Here is a 19,394-nt window from a genome sequence, read left to right as displayed (position 1 = left end):
GCTTAGAGGCTCGGATATCCGGGCCTTTTTGCTGTTTGTCAGCCGGGCGGTCGATGCGCGGCTTCTGCCTTCCGCCGTCCTTGCAGCAGATCGTCAACAAACGCTGCGGAAACGCTCCACGCAGACATCCAGCACCTCGCCGGGATCGCGCTTCCACCAGTTTCCGGCCGAAAAGATCTCGACCTCGCACACGCCGTCGTAGCCGGCACCCTCGACGGCCGCGCGAATCGCCTTCAGGTCGGCCACGCCGTCGCCCATCATGCCGCGGTCGAGCAGGACGTCGCGCGTCTCGGCCAGCCAGTCGCACAGGTGATAGCCGAGAATGCGATGCCTGCCGGCGCGCCTCAGTTGGTCGGCCAGCATGGTGTCCCACCACACGTGATAGACATCGACGGCGATGCCGACATTGGCGCTGTCGATCCAGTCGCACAGGTCGAGCGCGTCGCGCACGGTGACGAGGCAGGAGCGGTCGCCGCCATAGACCGGATGGAGCGGTTCGAGCGCCAGGCGCACCCCGCGTTCCGCCGCATAGGGCGCGGCTGCGGCAACCCGTTCCCCGACCCGCTTCAGGCTGTCCGCCATGCCCTTCGTCTCCGGTTCGACGCCGCCGACGACGATGGTGAGCACAGGCGCCTCAAGCGCCGCCGCCATGTCGATCGACGCATGGAAATCGTCCATCAGCGTCGCGAGCGGCCGCAGCGCCAGCGGGCCGACGAGAAACGGCGTGCGGCAAAGCCCGGCGACCGCGAGGCCGGCGGCGCGGGCGCGCCGGCCGATCGCCACCGCGTTCTTGCCGATCTCGCGCCGCCAGAACACGATGCCGCCGAACCCGCGCTCGGCGCAGGCGTCGATCACCCGCTCGACCGGCCAGCCGGCGCCCTGCCCTTCGACATTGTGGCCGAGCGTCGCGGTGTTGAGGGCAAGCGCGGAGTGGTCGTGGCGGAAATCGCGCATGGCCGCCTCAGGCGCCGTAGAGCGCCAGAAGCTTGCGCATGCGCTGGATCGCCAGGTCCGGGTCGCGCAGCAGGCCGCAGCCGTCGGCCAGCTTGAACGCTTCGACGAAATAGGGCAGCGGCCGCAACGCCTGCGCGCCGCCGAGCATGACGAAATGGTCTTGGAAGCCGTTCAGCCAGGCGAGGAAGACCACCCCGGTCTTGTAGTGCTGCGTCGGCGCCCGGAAGATCAGCCGCGCCAGCGGCACGGTCGGGTCGAGCGTATCGCGGAAAGCCTTGCCGTCGCCTTCTCCCAGCTTGGCGACCGCGTAGGCGGCGGCTGGCGCCAGCGGATCGAAGATGCCGAGCAGGGCGTGTGAATGGCCCTGCTCGTCGCCGGCGATCAGTTCAGGATAGTTGAAGTCGTCGCCCGTATACATCTTCACGCCGGCCGGCAGGCGGCGGCGCATGGCGATTTCCTTGTCCTTGTCGAGCAGCGAAATCTTGATGCCGTCCACCTTGGCGGCATTCTCCGCGATCACCGCCAGCGCCGTCTCCATCGCCGGCTCGAACGCATCGGCGCCCCAGTAGCCGGCCAGCGCCGGGTCGAACATCTCGCCCAACCAGTGCAGCACCACCGGCCGGTCGCAGCGCGCCAGCACGTCGCGATAGACCTTCACATAGTCGTCCGACGAAGCGGCGACGGCGGCGAGCGCCCGGCTCGCCATCACGATGAGGCGGCCGCCGAGCTTCTGGATCGCCTCGACCTGCTCGAAATAGGCGCGCCGCACGTCGTCCAGGCTTCGGGCATCGGCAGGCGCCAGCTGGTCGGTGCCGCAACCGTTGAACACCAGCGCGTCCGGCAGCTCGGCCCTGGTGCGGCGGATGAGTTCGAGCGCGCCAGGCCAGTCGAGCCCCATGCCGCGCTGGGCCGTGTCCATCGCCTCGGCAATGCCCAGGCCGAGATCGTCCAGATGGCGCCGGAACGCCATCGTCGCCTTCCAGTCGATAGCGGCCTGCCCGGACGGTTCGCCGGCCGCGAACGGATCGGCGACCACATGCGCGGCCGAAAAGACGATGCGGGCGGCGTCGGCGGGTAGCCGCGCGGACGGAATGATCCTGCCACTCAGCCGGTAGTCGGAGAAATTGCCCTTCTCGTCGGGAAGCCGGATCGTCATGGTTGGTCCTTTTGAGCAATTCCAGGAAAAGTGTGAAGCGGTTTTCCGTCCGGAATTGCGTTGTAACAAAGCGATCTAGAACCTCGGCACCAGCATGCCGGCGTCGACCGCGATCACCTGGCCGGTCGTGTAAGGCAGGTTGCCGGACGCCAGCGTCGCCATGACCCGGCCGACATCCTGCGGCTGGCCGAGCCGGCGCATCAGCGTCAACCCTTCCTCGTCGATCCGCCGCTGGTAGGTGGCCGACACCGATCTGGTCATCGCCGTCTCGATCAGGCCCGGCCGGATGTCGTAGACGGCGATGTTCTCGCGACCCAGCCGCACGGCGAACACCTTGCTCACCATCGCCGAACCGGCCTTCGACACGCAGTATTCCGCCCGCGATTCAGCCACCGCATCGGCGTTCGAGGACGACACGTTGATGACGGCGTAGAAGCGGCCGTCGTCGCGCCGGCGCGGCAGCACGCGGCGCGCCCACGCCTGGCAAAGAAAGAATTGCGCCTTGGCGTTCACCGCCTGGCAGCGGTCGTAGCTTTCCTCGCTGACGTCGAGCGGATCGCCACGGGCGAGCACCGACACGCCGGCATTGTTGATGAGCGTCGACAGCGGGCCGATCGCGCGTTCTGAACGGTCGAGCATCGCATCGTGCGCGGCGATGTCGGCGACGTCGCCGGCGACCCGCACCACCGGCACGCCGAGAGCCGCGACGGCTGCCTCGGCGTCCTTCAGTTCGGCATCGTCGGCCGGGCCGTTGAGCGCGACGGCGAAGCCGAGCCTGCCCAGTTCCAGCGCCGCCGCCAGCCCGATGCCGCGGCTCGATCCGGTGACGAAGACCGCCTGCCGCGCCGTTCCGCTCATGCCTGCGCCCCGTGCTTCAAGAGTTCGCGCGCGATGATCATGCGCTGGATCTGGTTGGTGCCCTCGTAAATCTGCGTGATCTTGGCGTCGCGGTAAAGCCGTTCCACCTCGAAGCCGCGGATATAGCCGGAACCGCCGAACACCTGCACGGCATCGGCGGTGCGGGTGACCGCCATATCGCCGGCGAAGCACTTCGCCATCGAACAGGCCTTCGTCGCCTCCTCGCCGCGATCGATCTTGACGGCGGCGCTGTGCACCAGCAGGCGGGCGGCCTCGATGTCCTTGGCCATGTCGGCCAAAAGCCACTGCACGCCCTGGAAGTCCGAGATCGCCTTGCCGAACTGCCTGCGCTGCCTGGAATAGTCGACGGCAGCCTCCAGCCCCGCCTGGCCGATGCCGACGGCGAGCGATGCGATGCCGACGCGGCCCTTGTCGAGCACGCTCATCATCATGTGGAAGCCCTTGCCGGCTTCGCCCAGCAACGCCTCCGGCTCCAGCTTGACGTCGGTGAAGGTCAACGCGCCGACCTGGCTGGCGCGCTGGCCCATCTTGTGCTCCTTGGGGCCGCGCTCGACACCCCTGGCGTGCAGGTCAACGATGAAGATGCTCATGCCGCGATGCCCTGCGGCCTTGTCCGTGCGCGCCAGCACGAAGCCGACATCGGCGACCGGCGCGTTGTGGATCCAGATCTTGCCGCCGTTGAGGCGCCAGCCCTCGCCGTCCGGCTCGGCGGTGGTGCGGATGCCGGAAACGTCGGTGCCGGCTTCCGGCTCGGTGATGCAATAGGCAGCGCGCTTCGTCGCCCGCATCAAGGGCGCAAGCCAGGCGTCGCGCTGCGCCTCGGTGCCATGGCGGACGAGGAGCGTGCTGATGAGTTCGACCAGCCCGCACTGGTCCGCCACCGAGGCATAGCCGCGCGACAGCTCTTCCATGACCAGCGCGTAGGTAAGCGTGTCGAAGCCGGGGCCGCCCATCGCTTCCGGCACGCCGATGCCGAACAGGCCGAGCTCGCCCATCTGCTGATAGAGCTCGGCGGGAAAGCGCTCGTCGCGGTCGAGGCCCTCGGCCGCCGGCCGGATCACCTCCTCGGCGAACTGGCGCGCCATGTCGCGCACCTGAAGCTGCGTCTCGTTGGCGTACATGGCATCCTCGTTTGTAACTATCTAGTTACTGCTATAGCGCAGTACCGCACACACGGTCAAGCGTCTCCGCGGCGGCGACGCCGGGCGGCGGCACGGCTTGCCGAAAGACCTTGGTCCGTGTAATAAATAACCGGATGGTTACAAGGGAGGACAGCATGGACCGGTCGCAGAAGCGCAAGTTCGGACGCAGCAACATCGAGGTCACCGCCTTCGCTTTCGGCACCGCGCCGATCGGCAATTTCCTGCGCGAAATCGACGAGCCCACCGCCGACGCGATGGTACAGCACGCCTGGGACGCCGGCGTGCGCTTCTACGACACGGCGCCGATGTACGGCCACGGCCTGTCGGAACTGCGGCTGGGCCATTCACTGCGCTGGAAGAAGCGGGACGACTTCGTCCTCGCTTCCAAGGTCGGCCGCGTGCTGAAGGCCGGCAGGCGTTCCGAGATCGACTTCGCGCCGTGGAACAACGCGGCGCCCAACACCATGGCCTTCGACTACAGCTACGACGGCACCATGCGTTCCTTCGAGGATTCGCTGCAGCGGCTGGCGCTGGAGCGCATCGACATGCTGTTCATCCACGACATCGACCGCTTCACGCGCGGCGACGAGCAGCCGAAAGTGTTCCGGCAGGCGATGGACGGCTGCTGGCGGGCGCTGGAGCGGCTGCGCTCGGAAGGCGTCGTCAAGGCCATCGGCGTCGGCGTCAACGAATGGGAGGTCTGCCACGAGGCACTGAAGCAGCGCGACTTCGACTGTTTCCTGCTCGCCGGCCGCTACACGCTCCTGGAGCAGGAGGCGCTGGACGGCTTCCTGCCGCTGTGCGAGGAGCGCGGCGCGGCCGTGCTGGTCGGCGGCGGCTTCAACTCCGGTATCCTCGCCACCGGCGCCATTCCGGGCGCCAAGTACAATTATGCCCCCGCCCCGGCCGCCGTCATGGACAAGGTGGCGAAGATCGAAGCCGTGTGCCGCGAGCACGGCGTGCCGCTGCCCGCAGCCGCCCTCCAGTTCGTCGTCGCGCACCCCGCCATTCCGGCCTTCTGCGCCGGTACGCGCACGGTCGAGCAGCTGGAGCAGAACCTGAAATGGTTCAGCCACCCGATCCCGGCCGACTTCTGGGCCGACCTGAAGCACAGGAAGCTGCTGCGCGAGGACGCCCCGGTGCCGGCATGACCGGGCAGGACGCCATCGGCCGGCAACTGTCCGCAGCCGGCGGCCTGTCTTACGAAGACGTCGAAACCGGCGACTGGTTCGAGACGCCCGGCCGCACGGTGAGCGTCGAAATGATCGACGCCTTCGCCGCGCTGACCGGCGACCGCTTCGAGATTCACATCGACGAGGCCGCCGCGCGGCGCCATGGCTTCACCGGCCGTGTCGCCCACGGCCTGCTTGTTCTGTCGCTGGTGGACGGGTTGAAGAACCAGGCCGAGGCGCGGTTCCGGGCCATCGCGTCGCTCGGCTGGGATTTCCGCTTCGAAAGGCCGGTGCTGGCCGGTGATACCATCAGGGCGCGCATCTCCGTGGCCGGCAAGCGCGTCACAAGCAAGGTGGACCGCGGCATTCTTACCCTGCGGTTCGCCGTCGCCAACCAGAAGGGCGAGATCGTGCAATCGGGCGAAAACCGGTTGATGGTCTATCGCCGGTAGATCGTTTTGCCGGCTAATCGCGGTCCGTCAGAATTCGATATCGACCACGGTGACCCCATCGGCCCCGCCTACCGTATTGGCGACGATGCGCGCGCCGATCTCGCGGTGCCTGGCATCGACGAGATAGGCATCGCGCGCGGCGCTGTCAGCGAAGTCGACCCAAAAGGCATCGGCGTTGCCACGGATCAGCTCCGTCTCGACACTGACATTGGGGCCGGCATGGAAGCCGACGATGCCGGGCAGGCGATCGCGCAGGCCGCGAAGGTCGCTGTAGATCGACGCCTTGGTTTCGACATCGACACTGTCGAGAAAGCGCAGGAGCACGAAATGCCGGATCATGTCTTGATTCCTTTGGAGTGACGGGACGGCAACGGAGAGAAGCGGTTCGCCGGATGCGGCGGTGTCAGAAGCGTGGCAACCGCTTGGCGCGGAACGCCGCAAGCCCTTCCTTGAGGTCGTCCGATCCCGCCACGGCGATACCGGCCAGGGCATCGAGGACCCGGTCGGTTTCCTCGCCCTCGGCCGCGTTGACCAGCATCTTGGTAAGTTCGGTGGCGAGCGGCCCGCGCGCGCAGACCCGGGCGGCGACCTGCCGGGCGTGCTCGAGCCCCTTGCCGCTTTCGGTCACCGCATCGACCAGCCCGAGACGAAGCGCCTCGTCGGCGCCGAACACCTCGCCGAAGATCGCCATGCGCCGCACCAGCCGGGCGCCGAAGCGGCGCACGGCGCGCTGCGTGCCGGACCAGCCGGGAATGACGCCGAGGCCCGTTTCGGGCAGGCCGATCTTCACATGTGCCTCGGCGATGCGGAAGTCGGCGCAGGCCGCAAGCTCCAGCCCGCCGCCCAGCGTATGGCCGTTCAGCACGGCGATGAGCGGTTGCCGCAGCCGCGCCAGCGCATCGAAGGCGGCATGGCCCTCGCGCACCCAGAAGCGGCCGAAATCTTCCGGCGTCTCGCCGCTCCACGCCTCGATGTCGCCGCCGGCCGAGAACGCCTTGGCGCCGGAGCCGGTGAGGATCGCGACGCGCACGGCGGCATCGTGCTCGATCGTGGCGCAAGCCAGCGCCAGCTCGCGGACCATGCCGGCGTCGAGGGCGTTCAGCTTGCCTTCGCGCCGAAGCACGATCAGCGCCACGCCGCCCTCGACTTCCAGATGCACGCCGCTGTCGGACATTATTCGGCCGCCTCCTTGCCGGCGGAGCTCCCGCCGGGCAGAAAGAGGTCAGCTTGCATCGGCTTGAGCGACGGCGCAACGGTCAGCGGGAACGCCGCGCGGTCGAGCACGTCGCGCTGGAGGTCGATACCGGGGGCGATCTCGGTGACCGTCACCTTGCCGTCGATCAGCCGCAGCACGCAGCGTTCCGTGACATAGGTGATATCCTGGCCCTGCGCCGTGGCGCGCTTGCCGGAAAACGACACCTGGTCGACCTCGGGCACCAGCTTGGCGACCTTGCCCTCCTTGTCGATCGACAGTTTGCCGTCGGCGATGGAGAGCTTCGCGCCGGCGTTGAAATAGCCGGAAAAGACGATCTTCTTCGCCCGCGCGGTGATGTCTACGAAACCGCCGGCGCCGGCGGTGACATGCGGCCTGACCGCGAGTTTCGAGACATTGACCGACCCGTCCGCGCCGATCTGCAGGAAGGACAGCAGCGAGGCGTCGAAACCCGCCGCCTGGAAATAGGTGAACTGGTGCGGCGACGGCACGAAGGCCTCGGCATTGGAGGAGCAGCCGAACTTGAAGTCGAGCAGCGGGATGCCGCCGACCGCGCCCTGCTCGATCACCCAGGTCACCTCGCCGTGCCGGCCTTCCTCGAGGAAGATGCGCGGCACGTTGGCCGAGATGCCGAAGCCGATATTGACCGCCCAGCCGGGCTTGAGCTCGGCCGCGACGCGGCGCGCGATGACCTTGGCGGGATCGAAGGCGGGCGTGCGGAAGGTGTCGAGCGGCCGGAACAGCTCGCCGGAAATCGCCGGGTCATAGTCCGTGGCGGTGGTCTGCAACTGGTCGGGCGCCTCGACGATCATGTCGACCAGGATGCCCGGCACCCGCACGTCATGCGGCCTCAGGCTGCCGGCCTGCGCCACCCGCTTGACCTGGGCGATGACCAGTCCGCCGCAGTTGTGCGCAGCGAGCGCGAGTTCCATCGCGCCGAGATAGGCGCCTTCGTGCTCGAAGGTGAGGTTGCCGCGTTCGTCCGCCGTCGAGGCGCGGATGATGGCGACGTCCGGCGCGATCGTCGGAAAATAGAGCCATTCCTCGCCCTCGAAATCGATCTTGCGCACGATCGCCTTTTCCCGCGCCCGCTCGTTCATGGCGCAGCCGTCGAGGTCCGGATCGACGAAGGTGTCGAGGCCGATCTTGGTGATGACGCCCGGCCGCTTGCCGGCGGCTTCGCGCAGGACGTCGAACAGGATGCCGCTCGGCACATTGTAGGCCGCCACCTTGTTCTCGCCCAGCATCTGCCAGATCAGCGGCGGCTCCGCCGACGAGGGGCCGGAAGGGTAGGAGCCGGCGATGATGGTGTCGATCATGCCGTCCTGTGCGAGATGGTCGATGCCCTTGGTGCCGAACATGTCGCCGGCGGCGATCGGATGCACCATCGTCAGCCGGCCGGGATGCCGCTCGGCGCGATAGCGCTCGCCGAGCGCCTGCAGGACATGATCCGGACAGCACAGGCCGCTCGACGAATTCACCGCGACGACAGCGCCGTCGGCGATGCGTTTGACCGCGTTTTCCGCGTTCGTGATCTTGGACATCGGCATCCTCGCTGTGATTCTTCACGGCTGCATTTCCATGTCGCCGGCACCTGTTTCGGACCGGACAAGGAACCGTCTTGCAGCCTGACCATGCTCATATTATAAGTAACCATCTGGTGCAATAGCGGATTCGAACGGAGAGTGGGGAACGGCCGAATGAGCATCTATTTCCAGCAGACATACCAGCGCGCTTTCGGCACATATCCGCTGCGCGGCGAGACTTGCAGGCAGGCCATCGCGGCGGCGCTGGCGACCGGCTACCGCGCCTTCGACACCGCGCAGATGTACGAAAACGAGAGCGAGGTCGGCGAGGCGCTGGCCGGGGGCGGCGTGCCGCGCGCCGAGCTTTGCATCACCACCAAGGTCGGCGTCGAAAACTTCGCCAACCATCTGTTCCTCGCCTCGGTTGAGCGCAGCCTGAAGGCGTTGCGGACGGATTATGCCGACGTCCTTCTGCTGCACTGGCCGGCGGTGGACGGCAACATCGCGCCGCCGCTGCGCCAGCTCCAGAAGGCCCAGGAAAAGGGGCTGGCCCGCCATATCGGCATTTCCAACCACACGGCCCGGATGATGCGCGACGCGAAGGCCATCGTCGACGTCCCGCTGGTGACTAATCAGGTCGAATTCCATCCCCTGCTCAACCAGGATGTCCTTCTGGCGGCCGCTACTGAGACCGGCATCCCGCTGTCGTCCTACTGCTCGGTGGCGCGCGGCAAGGTGTTCGAGGTCCCGCTCTTCGCCGAGATCGGCGCGCTCTACGGCAAGTCGGCGGCCCAGATCGTGCTGCGCTGGATACTGCAGAAGGGGGTGTCGCTGAACACCATGTCGACCAAGCCGGACAACATCCGCGCCAATTTCGACATCATGGATTTCACCCTGTCGAGCATCGACATGGCGCGGATCGAGGCGCTGACCCATACCAACTATCGCATTGTCGGCCGCGACCTGGTGCCCTATGCGCCTGAGTGGGATTGAAGGCGGGCGAAGCTGAAATGCAGGCGGCGATCCGCCGAGGATCGCCGCCGGACCGCAACGCTACGGCCTATTTGTTGCCGCGGATGAGGTCGGACGCCTTTTCGCCGATCATGATCGTCGCCGCATTGGTGTTGGAGCCGATCAGGCTGGGCATCGTCGAGGAATCGCAGATGCGGATGTTGTCCAGCCCGCGCACCCGCAACTGCGGATCGACCACCGCCATGGCGTCAACGCCCATCTTGCAGGTGCCGGTCGGGTGATAGGACGTGCGCCCGTAGCGGCGCGCGTAGTCGGCGAAATCGGCCTGCGACCTCACCTCTTCGCCCGGTACGTGCAGGCGCTTGATGTATTTCTGCAGCGATGGCTGGCGGAAGATCTCGCGGCTGATGCGCACGCCTTCGGCGGATATCTTGACGTCGTCCGGCTCGGCGAGAAAATTCGGGTCGATGACCGGCAGCGCCTCGGCGTCGGCCGAACGCAGCCGGACCGTGCCCCGGCTTTTCGGCCGCAGCGTATAGGAATTGAGCGTGATGCCGGAGCCCGACGGAACCGTCGGAACACCCTCCTCCGCGCCCGCGCCCGCCAGGAAATGGAATTGCAGGTCGGGAACTTCCCCGTCCGGCCGCGAGTGCCAGAAGGCGCCGCCCTCGACGACGTTGGAGGTCACCGGTCCGGAATTGAAAAGCACGTACTGGATGCCGGCCCACAGCATCCAGTGCAGCTTGTTGTATTTGTCGAGGCTGGTCGGCCCCTTCAGCTCGGCGACGATGTCGACGCCGAAATGGTCGTTGAGGTTCTCGCCGACGCCGGGCAGGTCATGCACCACGTCGATGCCGTGCTGGCGCAGATGCGCCGCCGGGCCGATGCCCGATAGCATCATGATCTTCGGCGAGCCGATGGCGCCAGCCGTGACCAGCACTTCGCTGTCGACCCGCGCCAGGACGGCGCGGCCGTCCTTCGCATATTCGACGCCGACGGCCCGCACACCCTCGAAAACGATGCGCCGGACGAGGCAGCCCGTCTCGACCGTCAGGTTGGCCCGGCCGCGCGCTGGCCGCAGGTAGCCGACGGCCGCCGAGCAGCGACGGTTGTTCCTGATCGTCGTCTGGTAGATGCCGGCCCCTTGCTGCGTGCGGCCATTGAAATCCGGATTGTAGGGCATGCCGTATTCCTGGCACGCCTGCACGAAGGCGCGCGACGTGCGCTGCGGATCGGGCAGGTTGGAGACGCCGAGCGGTCCGTCCGTGCCGTGCCATTCCCCCGACAGGATAGTGTTGCCTTCCGAGCGCAGGAAGTAAGGCTGTACCTCCCTGAACGACCAGCCGGCGGCACCTTCCTCGTTGGCCCAGCGGTCGTAGTCGGACGGGTGGCCGCGCGTATAGACCTCGGCGTTGATCGACGAGCCGCCGCCGATCACCCGCGCCTGTGCATAGGGGATCTCGCGATTGTGGGCATGCCGCTGCGGTGCCGTCTTCAGCCCCCAGGTGAAAGGCCCGGAGGTCATCTTCGAAAAGCCGACCGGCATGTGGATATAGGGATGCCGGTCGCGGCCGCCCGCCTCCAGAAGGAGCACGCGCACGGCCGGGTTTTCCGTCAGCCGCGCGGCGAGCACGCAGCCCGCCGACCCGCCGCCGATAATCACATAGTCGTAGCCGCTTTCCCGCATCATCCTACCCAGGGCTGGCGCCTGCCGATCTCGATATGGACGGACTTGACCTGCGTGTACTCCTCCACGCCGTAGATACCGGCTTCGCGGCCCCAGCCCGATTGCTTGAACCCGCCGATCGGCAGTTCGGGGCCGCCGGCCAGCGTGGTGTTGACCCAGAAGCGTCCCGCCCGTACCCGCCGCGAAACGGTGAGCGCCTTGTCGATGTTTTTCGTCCATACGCTCGCGGCCAGACCGTAGACGGTATCGTTGGCGATGGCGATCGCCTCTTCCATCGTGTCGAACGGCATGACGGCGAGCACAGGTCCGAAGATCTCCTCGCGGGCGATCGCCATCGTGCCGGTAACGTCGCCGAACAGGGTCGGCGCGATGTACTGGCCGCGGCCGAAATCGAGCCTGTCGCCGCCGCATACCAGCCGCGCGCCTTCCTGCTTGCCGTTGGCGATATAGCCGAGGATGGTGTCGTTCTGCGCCGTCGTGGTGATGGCGCCGATCTGCGTTTCAGGGTCCAGCGGATCGCCGACCTTCGCCTTGGCGAGCTTGGCGGCGACCATCGCTTCGAAATCGCGCGCCACCGAGCGCTCGACGATCAGCCGGCTGCCGCTGACGCAGCACTGGCCGGTGTTGAAGCCGATGCCGAAGGCGACGCCATCCGCCGCGTCTTCCAGGTCGGCGTCGGCAAAGACGATCTGCGGGTTCTTGCCGCCGAGCTCGAGCCCGAGCTTCTTGAAGTTGCCGGCGGCGGCGGCCACGCAGCGGCGCCCCACGGCGGTCGAGCCGGTGAACGACACCATGTCGATGTCGGCATGCTCGGTCATTGCTTGCCCGACGGTGCTGCCGGAACCGGTGACGACATTGTAGCAGCCGGCCGGAAGCCCGGCCTCCGCCAGCACCTCGGCCAGGAGCAGCGTCGTCGCCGAAGTGACCTCGGATGGCTTGGCGACGATCGTGCAGCCCGCCGCCAGGATATAGGGCACGCGCTCGCACAGGATCAGGAACGGGAAGTTCCACGGCGTGATCAGGCCGACGACGCCGATCGGTTCGCGCGTAACCACGCCGAACATGCCTTCGCCCAGATTGTTGAAGGCATCGCCGTGCAGGGCGCGCGCAGCGCCCGCCGCATATTCGAACATGCCGGCACAGCCGCCGACCTCGGCGCGCGCCTGGCTGATCGGCTTGCCGTTCTCCAGCGTCTCCCAGTAGGCGATCTCTTCGGTGCGGCGCCGCAGGATCTGCGCCGCGCGCAGCAGCACGTCGGCGCGCTCGACGGCCGGGATGCGCGACCAGCGGCCGTCCTCGAAGGCACGCCTTGCCGCAGCCACGGCCATGTCGAGATCGGCCTTCGTGCATTTCGGCATCCGCGTGACCGGCACGTCGTGGCCGGGGCTCCGCCGCTCGAAATGACCGCGCGGTCCCGCCTCGATCGTCTGGCCGTCGACGAAGAAGCCGAAGCTTCTCGGCGTTTCCGGCAATGCCAGTGTTGCTGCCCGTTGATCCATCTTCGTCCTCCGCACATCCTGCGGTTACACAATGGGTAAAGACCCGCTCATCCTGATTGCAAGCGCGTCGCGGCTATATCGCGATCTGCGTCTTCAGCGCGCCGGGGCGATCCTTCAACGTCTCGAAGGCCTCCTGGATGGAATCCAGCGGATAGGTCGAACCCGTGAACGGCTCCGTATCGAAGCGCTTGTGCGCCAGAAGGGTCAGCGCGTCGTGCATGTCCTCGCCCATGCCGGCGACCGACCCCTTCACCGAATTCTCCCTCAGAACCGTGTCGAGCAGCTTGAGCGGCACGCTGTCCTGCGGCCCGGTGATGCCGAACGCCGCGACATGGCCGCCGGGGCGGATCAGCTCGAAGGCCCTGGCGTAGAGCGCCGCATTGCCGACGCTCTCGATGACGATGTCGGCACCGCGCCCGCCGGTCATCGCGCGCACCGTCGCTTTGGTGGCCGCCGGGTCGCTGACGACGCGGTCCGCGCCGGCCCGGCCGGCCAGCGCGGCGCGCTCCGGCGTCAACTCGACCGCGATGATGGGCGCGGCGCCGATCAAGCGCATCATCTGGATATGCAGGTTGCCGACAGGGCCGGCACCGAGCACGACGACGGACTGGCCGAAGCGCACGTCGGCTTTGCGCGCTGCCCTGACGACGCAGGCGACCGGCTCGGTCAGCGCCAGCATCTGCGGCGCGACGTCGTCGGGCGCGGGAATGACCAGCCGTCCGGGCACGGCGACATATTCGGCGAAACCGCCGTCGCGATGGATGCCGACCTGGCGCACCTCCGCGCAGTTCAGCACCTCGTGGCGGCGGCAGAAAAAGCAATGGCCGCAGCCGATGTTGATATCGGCGACGACGCGCTGTCCCGGCTGCAGGTTGGCGACCCGCTCGCCAACGCGGTGGACGGTGCCGGTGAATTCATGACCGGGGACCAGCGGCAGCATGTCGGCGGCATAGTGGCCGTTGAACATATGGATGTCGGTGCCGCAGATGCCGCAGCGGTCCACCTTGATCAGGACATCGTCCGGCCCGAGCGCCGGCACGGCGACCTCCCTCACTTCGAAGCGCTTCGGCGCAACGAGCACCGCCGCCTGCATGGTCTCCATGCCGTCCTCCCGCCGCGCTACTTGACGATCCGCATCTTCGAGCGGTCGATGGTCAGCGCGATCGCGACGATCAGCACGATGCCGAAGAAGATCTGCTGGCTGGTCGCCGGAATATCGAGATAGAGCATGCTCGCCCGCACGACGGCGACGATCATCGCCCCGATCAGCGTGTTGAGCACGCCGCCGACGCCGCCGGTGAGCGGCGTGCCGCCGACCAGCACCGCGACGATCGCCGGCAGCAGGAAACCTTCCGCCAACGTCGGCGAACCGCCGGACAGCTTGACCGAGAACAGCAGGCCGGCAATCGCCGCGAACATGCCCGACAGCGCGAAGGCCAGGATCTTGTAGCGATCGACGCGAAGGCCGGACGCGACCGCAGCCAGCTCGCCGGCGCCGACCGCCTTCAGGATGCGGCCCGCCTTCATCCTGTTCTGGATGAACCAGGCGAAGGCGAGCAGGACCAGCGACAGCACCAGTTCGTGCGGGATGCCGGCCGTGCTGCCGAGCATCCAGCCGAACGCACGGTCGCGCTGTCCGGCATCCATGTAGAGCGCCCGCTGCCCCGACGCGAACTGGCCGACCGAAAGCGCGATGCCGCCGACAGCGAGCGTCGCGATGAAGGACGGCACCTTGAGCCGCGTCGTCACCAGTCCGGACACCGCGCCGAACAGGAAGCCCACCGCGATCACCACGAGCGCCGAGAAGACGCCGAAGAGCGGCAGCGTGATCGTCGCCAGCACGGTCGTCATGTTGGCCACCGACTGGGCCGACAGGTCGATGCCGCCAATATAGATCGCCAGCGTCATGCCGAGCGCCATGATGAACAGGGGCGCGATGTCGCCGGCCAGCTCGACGAGGTTCTGCGGCCGCAGGAAATTGGGGTCCATGGCGCCGACGATCAGGATCAGGACCACGAGCGTGACCCACGGGAAATGCTGCTTGAGCCGGTCGAGCGTCATGCCGGTGCGCCTCAGATCATGTAGTGGATCAGGTCGTAGAGGGACGGCTTCGCGCCGGGCGGACAATTGTACCATTTCTTGATCTCGCCATCCTTGACAACGGCAATGGTGTGACTGAGGCCGATGGCCTCCTCCAGCGTGTCGGCGACCAGCACGACGCCGACGCCCGCAGCCGACATTTCGCGGACCATGTCGTACACATCCTCCTTGGCGCCGATGTCGAGGCCGCGCGTCGGATGGTCGAGCAGGATGATGTCGGAGCCGCCGCTGCGCCATTTTGCGAGCACGACCTTCTGCTGGTTTCCTCCCGACAGGTTGCCGCAATCGGCATTCTCCGAAGACGCCTTGATCGACAGCCGCTTGATCCAGTCGCGCGCCAGCTTGCGTTCGGCAGCGATGTCGAGCACGCCGGCCCTGGTGTATTTGTCCATCTGCGAGAGCGTCATGTTCTCGAAGACGCTCATGCCGCTGACGATGCCTTCGATCTTGCGCTCGCGCGGCACGTAGCCGATGCCGTGCGCCACGCGCTGCGAGGCGCTGACGGCGCCGGCCGGACTGCCGTGGATCGACATTTTTCCGGTCTGCGGCGCAAGCAGGCCGAAGACCGTGCGCAGGATCGCCTCGCGCCCGGCGCCTTCGACGCCGACCAGGCACAGCACTTCGCCGGCATGCAGTTTGAGCGATATATCCTTGTAGCGGCCGGGCAGGCTGATGGCGTCGAGTTCGAGCAGCACCTTGCCTTCGTCGTAGGGCCGCTGCTTTTCCTCGCGGTAATATTCCCGGTTGATGTCGCGGCCCACCATCTTGCGCTGGATGGCTTCCACCTCGGCCTTGCCGCTTTCGACCGCGTCGACCACCGCCCCGTCCTTCATGACGTAGATGCGGTCGGACAGTTCGATCACCTCGTCGAGCCGGTGCGAGACGAAGATGAAGGACGCCCGCTTGCGCAGGTCCCGCATCAGGGTGAACAGCAGCTCGATCTCCTCCTTGGCCAGCACCGACGTCGGCTCGTCGAGCAGGATGACGAGGTTGCCATCCACCCGCTCTTCCAGCGTCAGCACCTTGGCGAGTTCGACGAGCTGGCGCTGCGCGAAGGACAGTTTCGAGGTGACGGTGGCCGGGTCGATGGCGAGCTTCACCTTCTCGAGCTGGTGGCGCGTCGCCTCGGCCATGCGTTTCCAGTCGATCTTGCCGAAGCGGACGAACTGCTTCTCGTAGCCGAGGAAGACGTTCTCCATCACCGTCAGGTTGGGGATCAGCGACTGTTCCTGGAACACCATGCCGACGCCCCGGTCCATCGCCTCGCGCGGGCTGTGGAAACGGACCGGCTTGCCGTCGACCAGCACCTCGCCGCCGTCGTGCTGGTAGGCGCCGTAGATCACCTTCATCAGCGTCGACTTGCCGGCGCCGTTCTCGCCCACCAGGCCGACGATCTCGCCGCGGCCGATCTTGAAGTCGATGCCCTTCAGCGCATGGACGCCGGGGAATCGCTTTTCGACTTTGCGGAGCTCGAACATGGCGCCCTACTTCACGAAGGATAGCGACCGGCGGTCGGTCGACAGGTAGACCGCGGTGATGACGAGCAATCCCAGCACGCCGTCCTGGACGTAGCTCGGCAGGCCGATCACCACCATGCCGTTGCCGATGACGTTGACGATCAAGACGCCGATCAGCGTGTTCCACACGCCACCCGAGCCGCCCCACAGCGCCGTGCCGCCGACGACGACCGAGGTGATCGAGACGAACATCAGGTTGCGGCCAGTGACCGTCTCCGCGATGCCGATCTGCGCCACCGCCAGCATGGCGCCGAGCGCATAGAATACCCCGGCGATGAGGAAGCAGATGACGCGCACCTTGTTGACGTTGAGGCCGGAGGCATGCGCCAGGTCCTCGCCGCCGCCGACAGCGTAGAAATTACGGCCGATCGTCGTGTGGTTCTGGATGAACCAGCCGGCGAGCAGCGCGACGATCGCCACGTAGGTCATCAGCGGGAACCCACCCAGCCGGACCGTCAGCAGCGAACGGAACAGCGGGTCCTCGACCAGGATGCGATCGCCGCCGGTGATCAGCAGCGACAGGCCGATGCCGACGAAACCCATCGACAGGCTGGCCATGAAGGAGGGTATGCGCAGCTTGACGTGGACGAGGCCGTTGATGGCGCCGAACACCGCGCCCACCAGCAGGGTGGCCGGAACGGCGAGCAGGCCTGGCCCGGCGAGCGAACCGCCAAGCGCCGCGAAGAAGGTGGCGAACAACACCGCGCACACCGCGACCGAGCCCTCCATGGAAAGGTCGATCGATCCCATCAGGATGACGAAGGTAACGCCGACCGCGATCATCAGCGCCGGCGTCGAGGCGATGGCGATGCGGGCGAAGTTGCGGATCGACAGGAAGTTGGGATTGACCGCCGTGAAGAACACGACGAGCACGACGAGCACCAAGAGCGGCGCCCATTTCTGCAGATTGTCCTGCGTCAACATGTTGGCCATATCCGGTTATCGCGGCAAAGGCGGGCGACGGCAGCGTCGTCGCCCCGTGTTGCGATGCGGCCGGTGAACAGCCGCATCCGTCCGAGATCAGGACTTGTACTGGATCGGGCCGTTGCTCGGACCCCAGAAGTCCTTCCAGTCGTAGGTCGGGTTGGTGTCGAGGTACTTGGCCTTGAAGTCGAGCGCGTCCTTGGGCGTGATGAGGATCGTCGGCCCGTAGAATTCGCGATGCTCGTGCGGCTCGTCCGACGGCTTGAAGGCGCCGATGGTGGCATAGTAGGCCAAGGCCGCCGTGATGCCGCCGCCCCAGTAGGGATTGGTGAAGACCGTCGCCAGGATCTCGCCCTTGGCGACGAGCTCGACCGCCCGCTCGTTGCCGTCGTAGGAAACGACGGGCATGCCTTCGATGCCTTCGGCGCGCAGCGCCTCGAGGACGCCGTAGGCGATCGTGTCGTTGGCGCAGTGGACGCCCTTGATCTCGTCGCCGTAGCGGGTGAGGAAGCTCGCCATGATCTGGTTCGCCTTCTGCGTGTCCCAGTCGGCCGGCTGCGCATCCAGAAGCTGGATGTCGGGATAATCCTTCAGCGCGTTCTTCAGGCCGTTGAGGCGCTCGACGGCGGGGTTGTTGGAGGCGATGCCGCCGAGATGGACGACGCCGCCCTTCTTGCCCATCGCGTCGAACAGGATGCGGGCGGTCTGCTCCGCCGGCCCCTCGTCCGACCAGGTCATGTGCGACACGTAATTGTCGCCGAAATCCCAGGGATGCAGGTCGTCGGTCTTGTTCCAGATGGTCGAGACATGCGCGCCCGCGGCGGCGACGGCCTCGACCACGGGGCGGCAGTTCGGCGCGTCGTTGGCGTCGATCGCCAGCGCGACCTTGTTGCCGTCCTTGGCGAGCAGCGCCTTGACGTCGGCCAGCGACTTCTCGCTCGATCCTTCGTTAATGAGATTGACCAGCGCGCTTTTCGGCAGGCCGAGACTTTCGACAAAGGCCTCGCCGCCGTACACGATATAGTTCCAGTACGGATTGGTGCGGTCGCGATAGCTCCACGCGATCGTCGGGTTCTCCACCGCGGCATGCGCGGCGCCCGCGCCGAACATGCGCAACGCCGCCGCGCCGCTGAGGCCATAGGCCGAGGCCAAGAGCAGGTTGCGGCGGTTGATCGTCTCCTGCTCGATGAATTTCTTGATGAACGACATGCCTTCCTCCCGGTTCGTCCGCGCCCCGCCATCGAAGGAAATCGCTCGATTTACGTCTTCGCCGGAGCTTTATTGCACCATCTAGTTACTTCTTTATCGAAACAGTGTCAACGCCGTTTCCAAGAACCTATGAAGAGGCCCAGTACGAACGGCCCTTGCGCGGCAACGGGTACGGGCGGAGACGACGGCACTGGCGCGCACGCCAAGTAACCAGTACGTTATCTCCAGTGCGAAAGTGATTCCGGCGGCCGGATGGCCCCGTTGTCGGAATCAGACGGAACGTGTCGGAAGGTCAGCTGCCTTCCGGCCATGGCGACAGGAGGCGGCGATGACGGTGAAGAGCGCACCCAGACCGAGGATCCGCGACGCGGAGGCGACGCAGGCGAGGATCCTCGCCGCAGCCAAGAAGGAGTTCGCCAAGAGCGGACTCGCCGGCGCGCGCGTCGACGTCATCGCCGAGCGCGCGAAGGCCAACAAGCGCATGATCTATCACTACTTCAACAGCAAGGAAGACCTGTTCCAGCGCGTGCTGGAGGATGCCTATGTCGACATCCGCACCGCCGAGCAGAAGCTCGACCTCGACCGGCTTGAGCCGCGCGAGGCGCTCGAGCGGCTGGTGCGTTTCACCTGGGATTACTATCTGAAGAACCCCGAGTTCCTGACGCTGGTCAACAGCGCGAACCTGCACAAGGCAAGGCACCTGAAGAAGTCGCAGACGATCGAGCAGGTCAGCCGCCGGTTCGTCGGCATGGTCGGCGCACTGCTCGATCGCGGCGAAAAGAGCGGCGACTTTCGCGCGGGCATCGACCCGGTGCAGCTCAACATCACCATCGCCGCGATCGGCTACTATTATTTCACCAACCGCTTTTCCGGCTCGATCATATTCCAGCGCGACCTGATGACGCCGGCAGCCCTGGAGGAGCGCCTGCGCTTCAACGTGGAAACCATCCTGCGCCTGGTTTGCAAGACCGAGCCGCCCGCCGGCAAATAGG

General features: G+C 66.6%; 18 protein-coding genes. 4 read left to right on the top strand and 14 right to left on the bottom strand.

Annotated features, from left to right (window positions below; all coding sequences use genetic code 11):
- Window positions 1–93: 93 nt before the first annotated feature.
- The 4 genes from E6C48_RS12255 to E6C48_RS12240 form a co-directional block, all read right to left on the bottom strand.
- On the bottom strand, window positions 94–954 hold the full coding sequence (locus E6C48_RS12255; RefSeq protein ID WP_136357557.1) for a sugar phosphate isomerase/epimerase family protein: 861 nt from the start codon (window positions 952–954) through the stop codon (window positions 94–96).
- 7 nt (window positions 955–961) lie between these two features.
- The gene (locus tag E6C48_RS12250) at window positions 962–2,110 is read right to left on the bottom strand and encodes a dihydrodipicolinate synthase family protein (RefSeq protein ID WP_136357555.1); all 1,149 of its coding nucleotides are present in this window, start codon (window positions 2,108–2,110) and stop codon (window positions 962–964) included.
- A 75-nt stretch (window positions 2,111–2,185) separates the two neighbouring features.
- Window positions 2,186–2,968, bottom strand: coding sequence for a 3-ketoacyl-ACP reductase (locus E6C48_RS12245; protein ID WP_136357553.1), 783 nt, complete (start codon window positions 2,966–2,968; stop codon window positions 2,186–2,188).
- Complete coding sequence (locus E6C48_RS12240; RefSeq protein ID WP_136357551.1) at window positions 2,965–4,110, bottom strand: acyl-CoA dehydrogenase family protein; 1,146 nt, start codon at window positions 4,108–4,110, stop codon at window positions 2,965–2,967. The genes E6C48_RS12245 and E6C48_RS12240 overlap by 4 nt, the downstream gene beginning before the upstream one ends.
- A gap of 155 nt (window positions 4,111–4,265) precedes the next feature.
- Here E6C48_RS12240 and E6C48_RS12235 point away from each other — a divergent pair, with 155 nt between their 5' ends.
- Window positions 4,266–5,282, top strand: coding sequence for an aldo/keto reductase (locus tag E6C48_RS12235; protein WP_136357549.1), 1,017 nt, complete (start codon window positions 4,266–4,268; stop codon window positions 5,280–5,282).
- Window positions 5,279–5,755 (top strand): MaoC family dehydratase, encoded by a 477-nt coding sequence (locus tag E6C48_RS12230; protein ID WP_136357548.1) that lies wholly within the window; start codon window positions 5,279–5,281, stop codon window positions 5,753–5,755. The genes E6C48_RS12235 and E6C48_RS12230 overlap by 4 nt, the downstream gene beginning before the upstream one ends.
- A gap of 27 nt (window positions 5,756–5,782) precedes the next feature.
- Here E6C48_RS12230 and E6C48_RS12225 read toward each other — a convergent pair whose 3' ends face one another.
- The 3 genes from E6C48_RS12225 to E6C48_RS12215 all read right to left on the bottom strand — a co-directional run bounded on the left by E6C48_RS12225 (window position 5,783) and on the right by E6C48_RS12215 (window position 8,512).
- Window positions 5,783–6,094 (bottom strand): Dabb family protein, encoded by a 312-nt coding sequence (locus E6C48_RS12225; protein ID WP_136357546.1) that lies wholly within the window; start codon window positions 6,092–6,094, stop codon window positions 5,783–5,785.
- Between the two features lie 64 nt (window positions 6,095–6,158).
- On the bottom strand, window positions 6,159–6,929 hold the full coding sequence (locus E6C48_RS12220; RefSeq protein WP_136357544.1) for an enoyl-CoA hydratase/isomerase family protein: 771 nt from the start codon (window positions 6,927–6,929) through the stop codon (window positions 6,159–6,161).
- A complete protein-coding gene (locus E6C48_RS12215; RefSeq protein WP_136357542.1) occupies window positions 6,929–8,512 on the bottom strand; it encodes an acyl CoA:acetate/3-ketoacid CoA transferase in 1,584 nt (527 codons plus the stop codon). Before E6C48_RS12215 ends, E6C48_RS12220 begins: the two co-directional genes overlap by 1 nt.
- A 156-nt stretch (window positions 8,513–8,668) precedes the next feature.
- Between E6C48_RS12215 and E6C48_RS12210 the strand changes: the two genes are divergently transcribed.
- Window positions 8,669–9,487 carry an aldo/keto reductase gene (locus E6C48_RS12210; protein WP_136357540.1) on the top strand — a complete coding sequence of 273 codons (819 nt, stop codon included), beginning with the start codon at window positions 8,669–8,671 and terminating at the stop codon, window positions 9,485–9,487.
- 67 nt (window positions 9,488–9,554) lie between these two features.
- Here E6C48_RS12210 and E6C48_RS12205 read toward each other — a convergent pair whose 3' ends face one another.
- From E6C48_RS12205 to E6C48_RS12175, 7 genes are all read right to left on the bottom strand, one after another.
- Window positions 9,555–11,156, bottom strand: coding sequence for a GMC family oxidoreductase (locus E6C48_RS12205; protein ID WP_230978736.1), 1,602 nt, complete (start codon window positions 11,154–11,156; stop codon window positions 9,555–9,557).
- The gene (locus E6C48_RS12200; RefSeq protein WP_136357538.1) at window positions 11,153–12,652 is read right to left on the bottom strand and encodes an aldehyde dehydrogenase family protein; all 1,500 of its coding nucleotides are present in this window, start codon (window positions 12,650–12,652) and stop codon (window positions 11,153–11,155) included. Before E6C48_RS12200 ends, E6C48_RS12205 begins: the two co-directional genes overlap by 4 nt.
- Before the next feature lie 73 nt (window positions 12,653–12,725).
- A complete protein-coding gene (locus E6C48_RS12195; RefSeq protein ID WP_136357536.1) occupies window positions 12,726–13,754 on the bottom strand; it encodes a zinc-dependent alcohol dehydrogenase in 1,029 nt (342 codons plus the stop codon).
- Between the two features lie 17 nt (window positions 13,755–13,771).
- Window positions 13,772–14,713 (bottom strand): ABC transporter permease, encoded by a 942-nt coding sequence (locus tag E6C48_RS12190; RefSeq protein ID WP_136357534.1) that lies wholly within the window; start codon window positions 14,711–14,713, stop codon window positions 13,772–13,774.
- A gap of 11 nt (window positions 14,714–14,724) precedes the next feature.
- Window positions 14,725–16,230: a sugar ABC transporter ATP-binding protein gene (locus E6C48_RS12185; protein ID WP_136357533.1), complete on the bottom strand. Its 1,506-nt coding sequence runs from the start codon at window positions 16,228–16,230 to the stop codon at window positions 14,725–14,727.
- 6 nt (window positions 16,231–16,236) lie between these two features.
- Window positions 16,237–17,193 (bottom strand): ABC transporter permease, encoded by a 957-nt coding sequence (locus E6C48_RS12180; protein ID WP_230978735.1) that lies wholly within the window; start codon window positions 17,191–17,193, stop codon window positions 16,237–16,239.
- A gap of 96 nt (window positions 17,194–17,289) precedes the next feature.
- A complete protein-coding gene (locus tag E6C48_RS12175; protein WP_136357529.1) occupies window positions 17,290–18,402 on the bottom strand; it encodes a sugar ABC transporter substrate-binding protein in 1,113 nt (370 codons plus the stop codon).
- 328 nt (window positions 18,403–18,730) lie between these two features.
- On the opposite strand from E6C48_RS12175, the gene E6C48_RS12170 reads away from it, so the two are divergent.
- Window positions 18,731–19,393, top strand: coding sequence for a TetR/AcrR family transcriptional regulator (locus tag E6C48_RS12170; protein ID WP_136357527.1), 663 nt, complete (start codon window positions 18,731–18,733; stop codon window positions 19,391–19,393).
- Window position 19,394 lies beyond the last annotated feature (1 nt).

It is taken from the genome of Ollibium composti, assembly GCF_004801285.1.
In the GTDB taxonomy this organism is placed as follows: Bacteria; Pseudomonadota; Alphaproteobacteria; order Rhizobiales; family Rhizobiaceae; genus Mesorhizobium; species Mesorhizobium composti.
Note: the sequence above shows the minus strand (reverse complement) of the source record. Positions and strands in the feature narration are given on the sequence as shown.

Bases quoted from the DNA above. Each gene is read 5' to 3' on its own strand.
- E6C48_RS12255 (WP_136357557.1), bottom strand. From the start codon at position 954: ATGCGCGATTTCCGCCACGACCACTCCGCGCTTGCCCTCAACACCGCG.
- E6C48_RS12250 (WP_136357555.1), bottom strand. From the start codon at position 2,110: ATGACGATCCGGCTTCCCGACGAGAAGGGCAATTTCTCCGACTACCGG.
- E6C48_RS12245 (WP_136357553.1), bottom strand. From the start codon at position 2,968: ATGAGCGGAACGGCGCGGCAGGCGGTCTTCGTCACCGGATCGAGCCGC.
- E6C48_RS12240 (WP_136357551.1), bottom strand. From the start codon at position 4,110: ATGTACGCCAACGAGACGCAGCTTCAGGTGCGCGACATGGCGCGCCAG.
- E6C48_RS12235 (WP_136357549.1), top strand. From the start codon at position 4,266: ATGGACCGGTCGCAGAAGCGCAAGTTCGGACGCAGCAACATCGAGGTC.
- E6C48_RS12230 (WP_136357548.1), top strand. From the start codon at position 5,279: ATGACCGGGCAGGACGCCATCGGCCGGCAACTGTCCGCAGCCGGCGGC.
- E6C48_RS12225 (WP_136357546.1), bottom strand. From the start codon at position 6,094: ATGATCCGGCATTTCGTGCTCCTGCGCTTTCTCGACAGTGTCGATGTC.
- E6C48_RS12220 (WP_136357544.1), bottom strand. From the start codon at position 6,929: ATGTCCGACAGCGGCGTGCATCTGGAAGTCGAGGGCGGCGTGGCGCTG.
- E6C48_RS12215 (WP_136357542.1), bottom strand. From the start codon at position 8,512: ATGTCCAAGATCACGAACGCGGAAAACGCGGTCAAACGCATCGCCGAC.
- E6C48_RS12210 (WP_136357540.1), top strand. From the start codon at position 8,669: ATGAGCATCTATTTCCAGCAGACATACCAGCGCGCTTTCGGCACATAT.
- E6C48_RS12205 (WP_230978736.1), bottom strand. From the start codon at position 11,156: ATGATGCGGGAAAGCGGCTACGACTATGTGATTATCGGCGGCGGGTCG.
- E6C48_RS12200 (WP_136357538.1), bottom strand. From the start codon at position 12,652: ATGGATCAACGGGCAGCAACACTGGCATTGCCGGAAACGCCGAGAAGC.
- E6C48_RS12195 (WP_136357536.1), bottom strand. From the start codon at position 13,754: ATGGAGACCATGCAGGCGGCGGTGCTCGTTGCGCCGAAGCGCTTCGAA.
- E6C48_RS12190 (WP_136357534.1), bottom strand. From the start codon at position 14,713: ATGACGCTCGACCGGCTCAAGCAGCATTTCCCGTGGGTCACGCTCGTG.
- E6C48_RS12185 (WP_136357533.1), bottom strand. From the start codon at position 16,230: ATGTTCGAGCTCCGCAAAGTCGAAAAGCGATTCCCCGGCGTCCATGCG.
- E6C48_RS12180 (WP_230978735.1), bottom strand. From the start codon at position 17,193: ATGTTGACGCAGGACAATCTGCAGAAATGGGCGCCGCTCTTGGTGCTC.
- E6C48_RS12175 (WP_136357529.1), bottom strand. From the start codon at position 18,402: ATGTCGTTCATCAAGAAATTCATCGAGCAGGAGACGATCAACCGCCGC.
- E6C48_RS12170 (WP_136357527.1), top strand. From the start codon at position 18,731: ATGACGGTGAAGAGCGCACCCAGACCGAGGATCCGCGACGCGGAGGCG.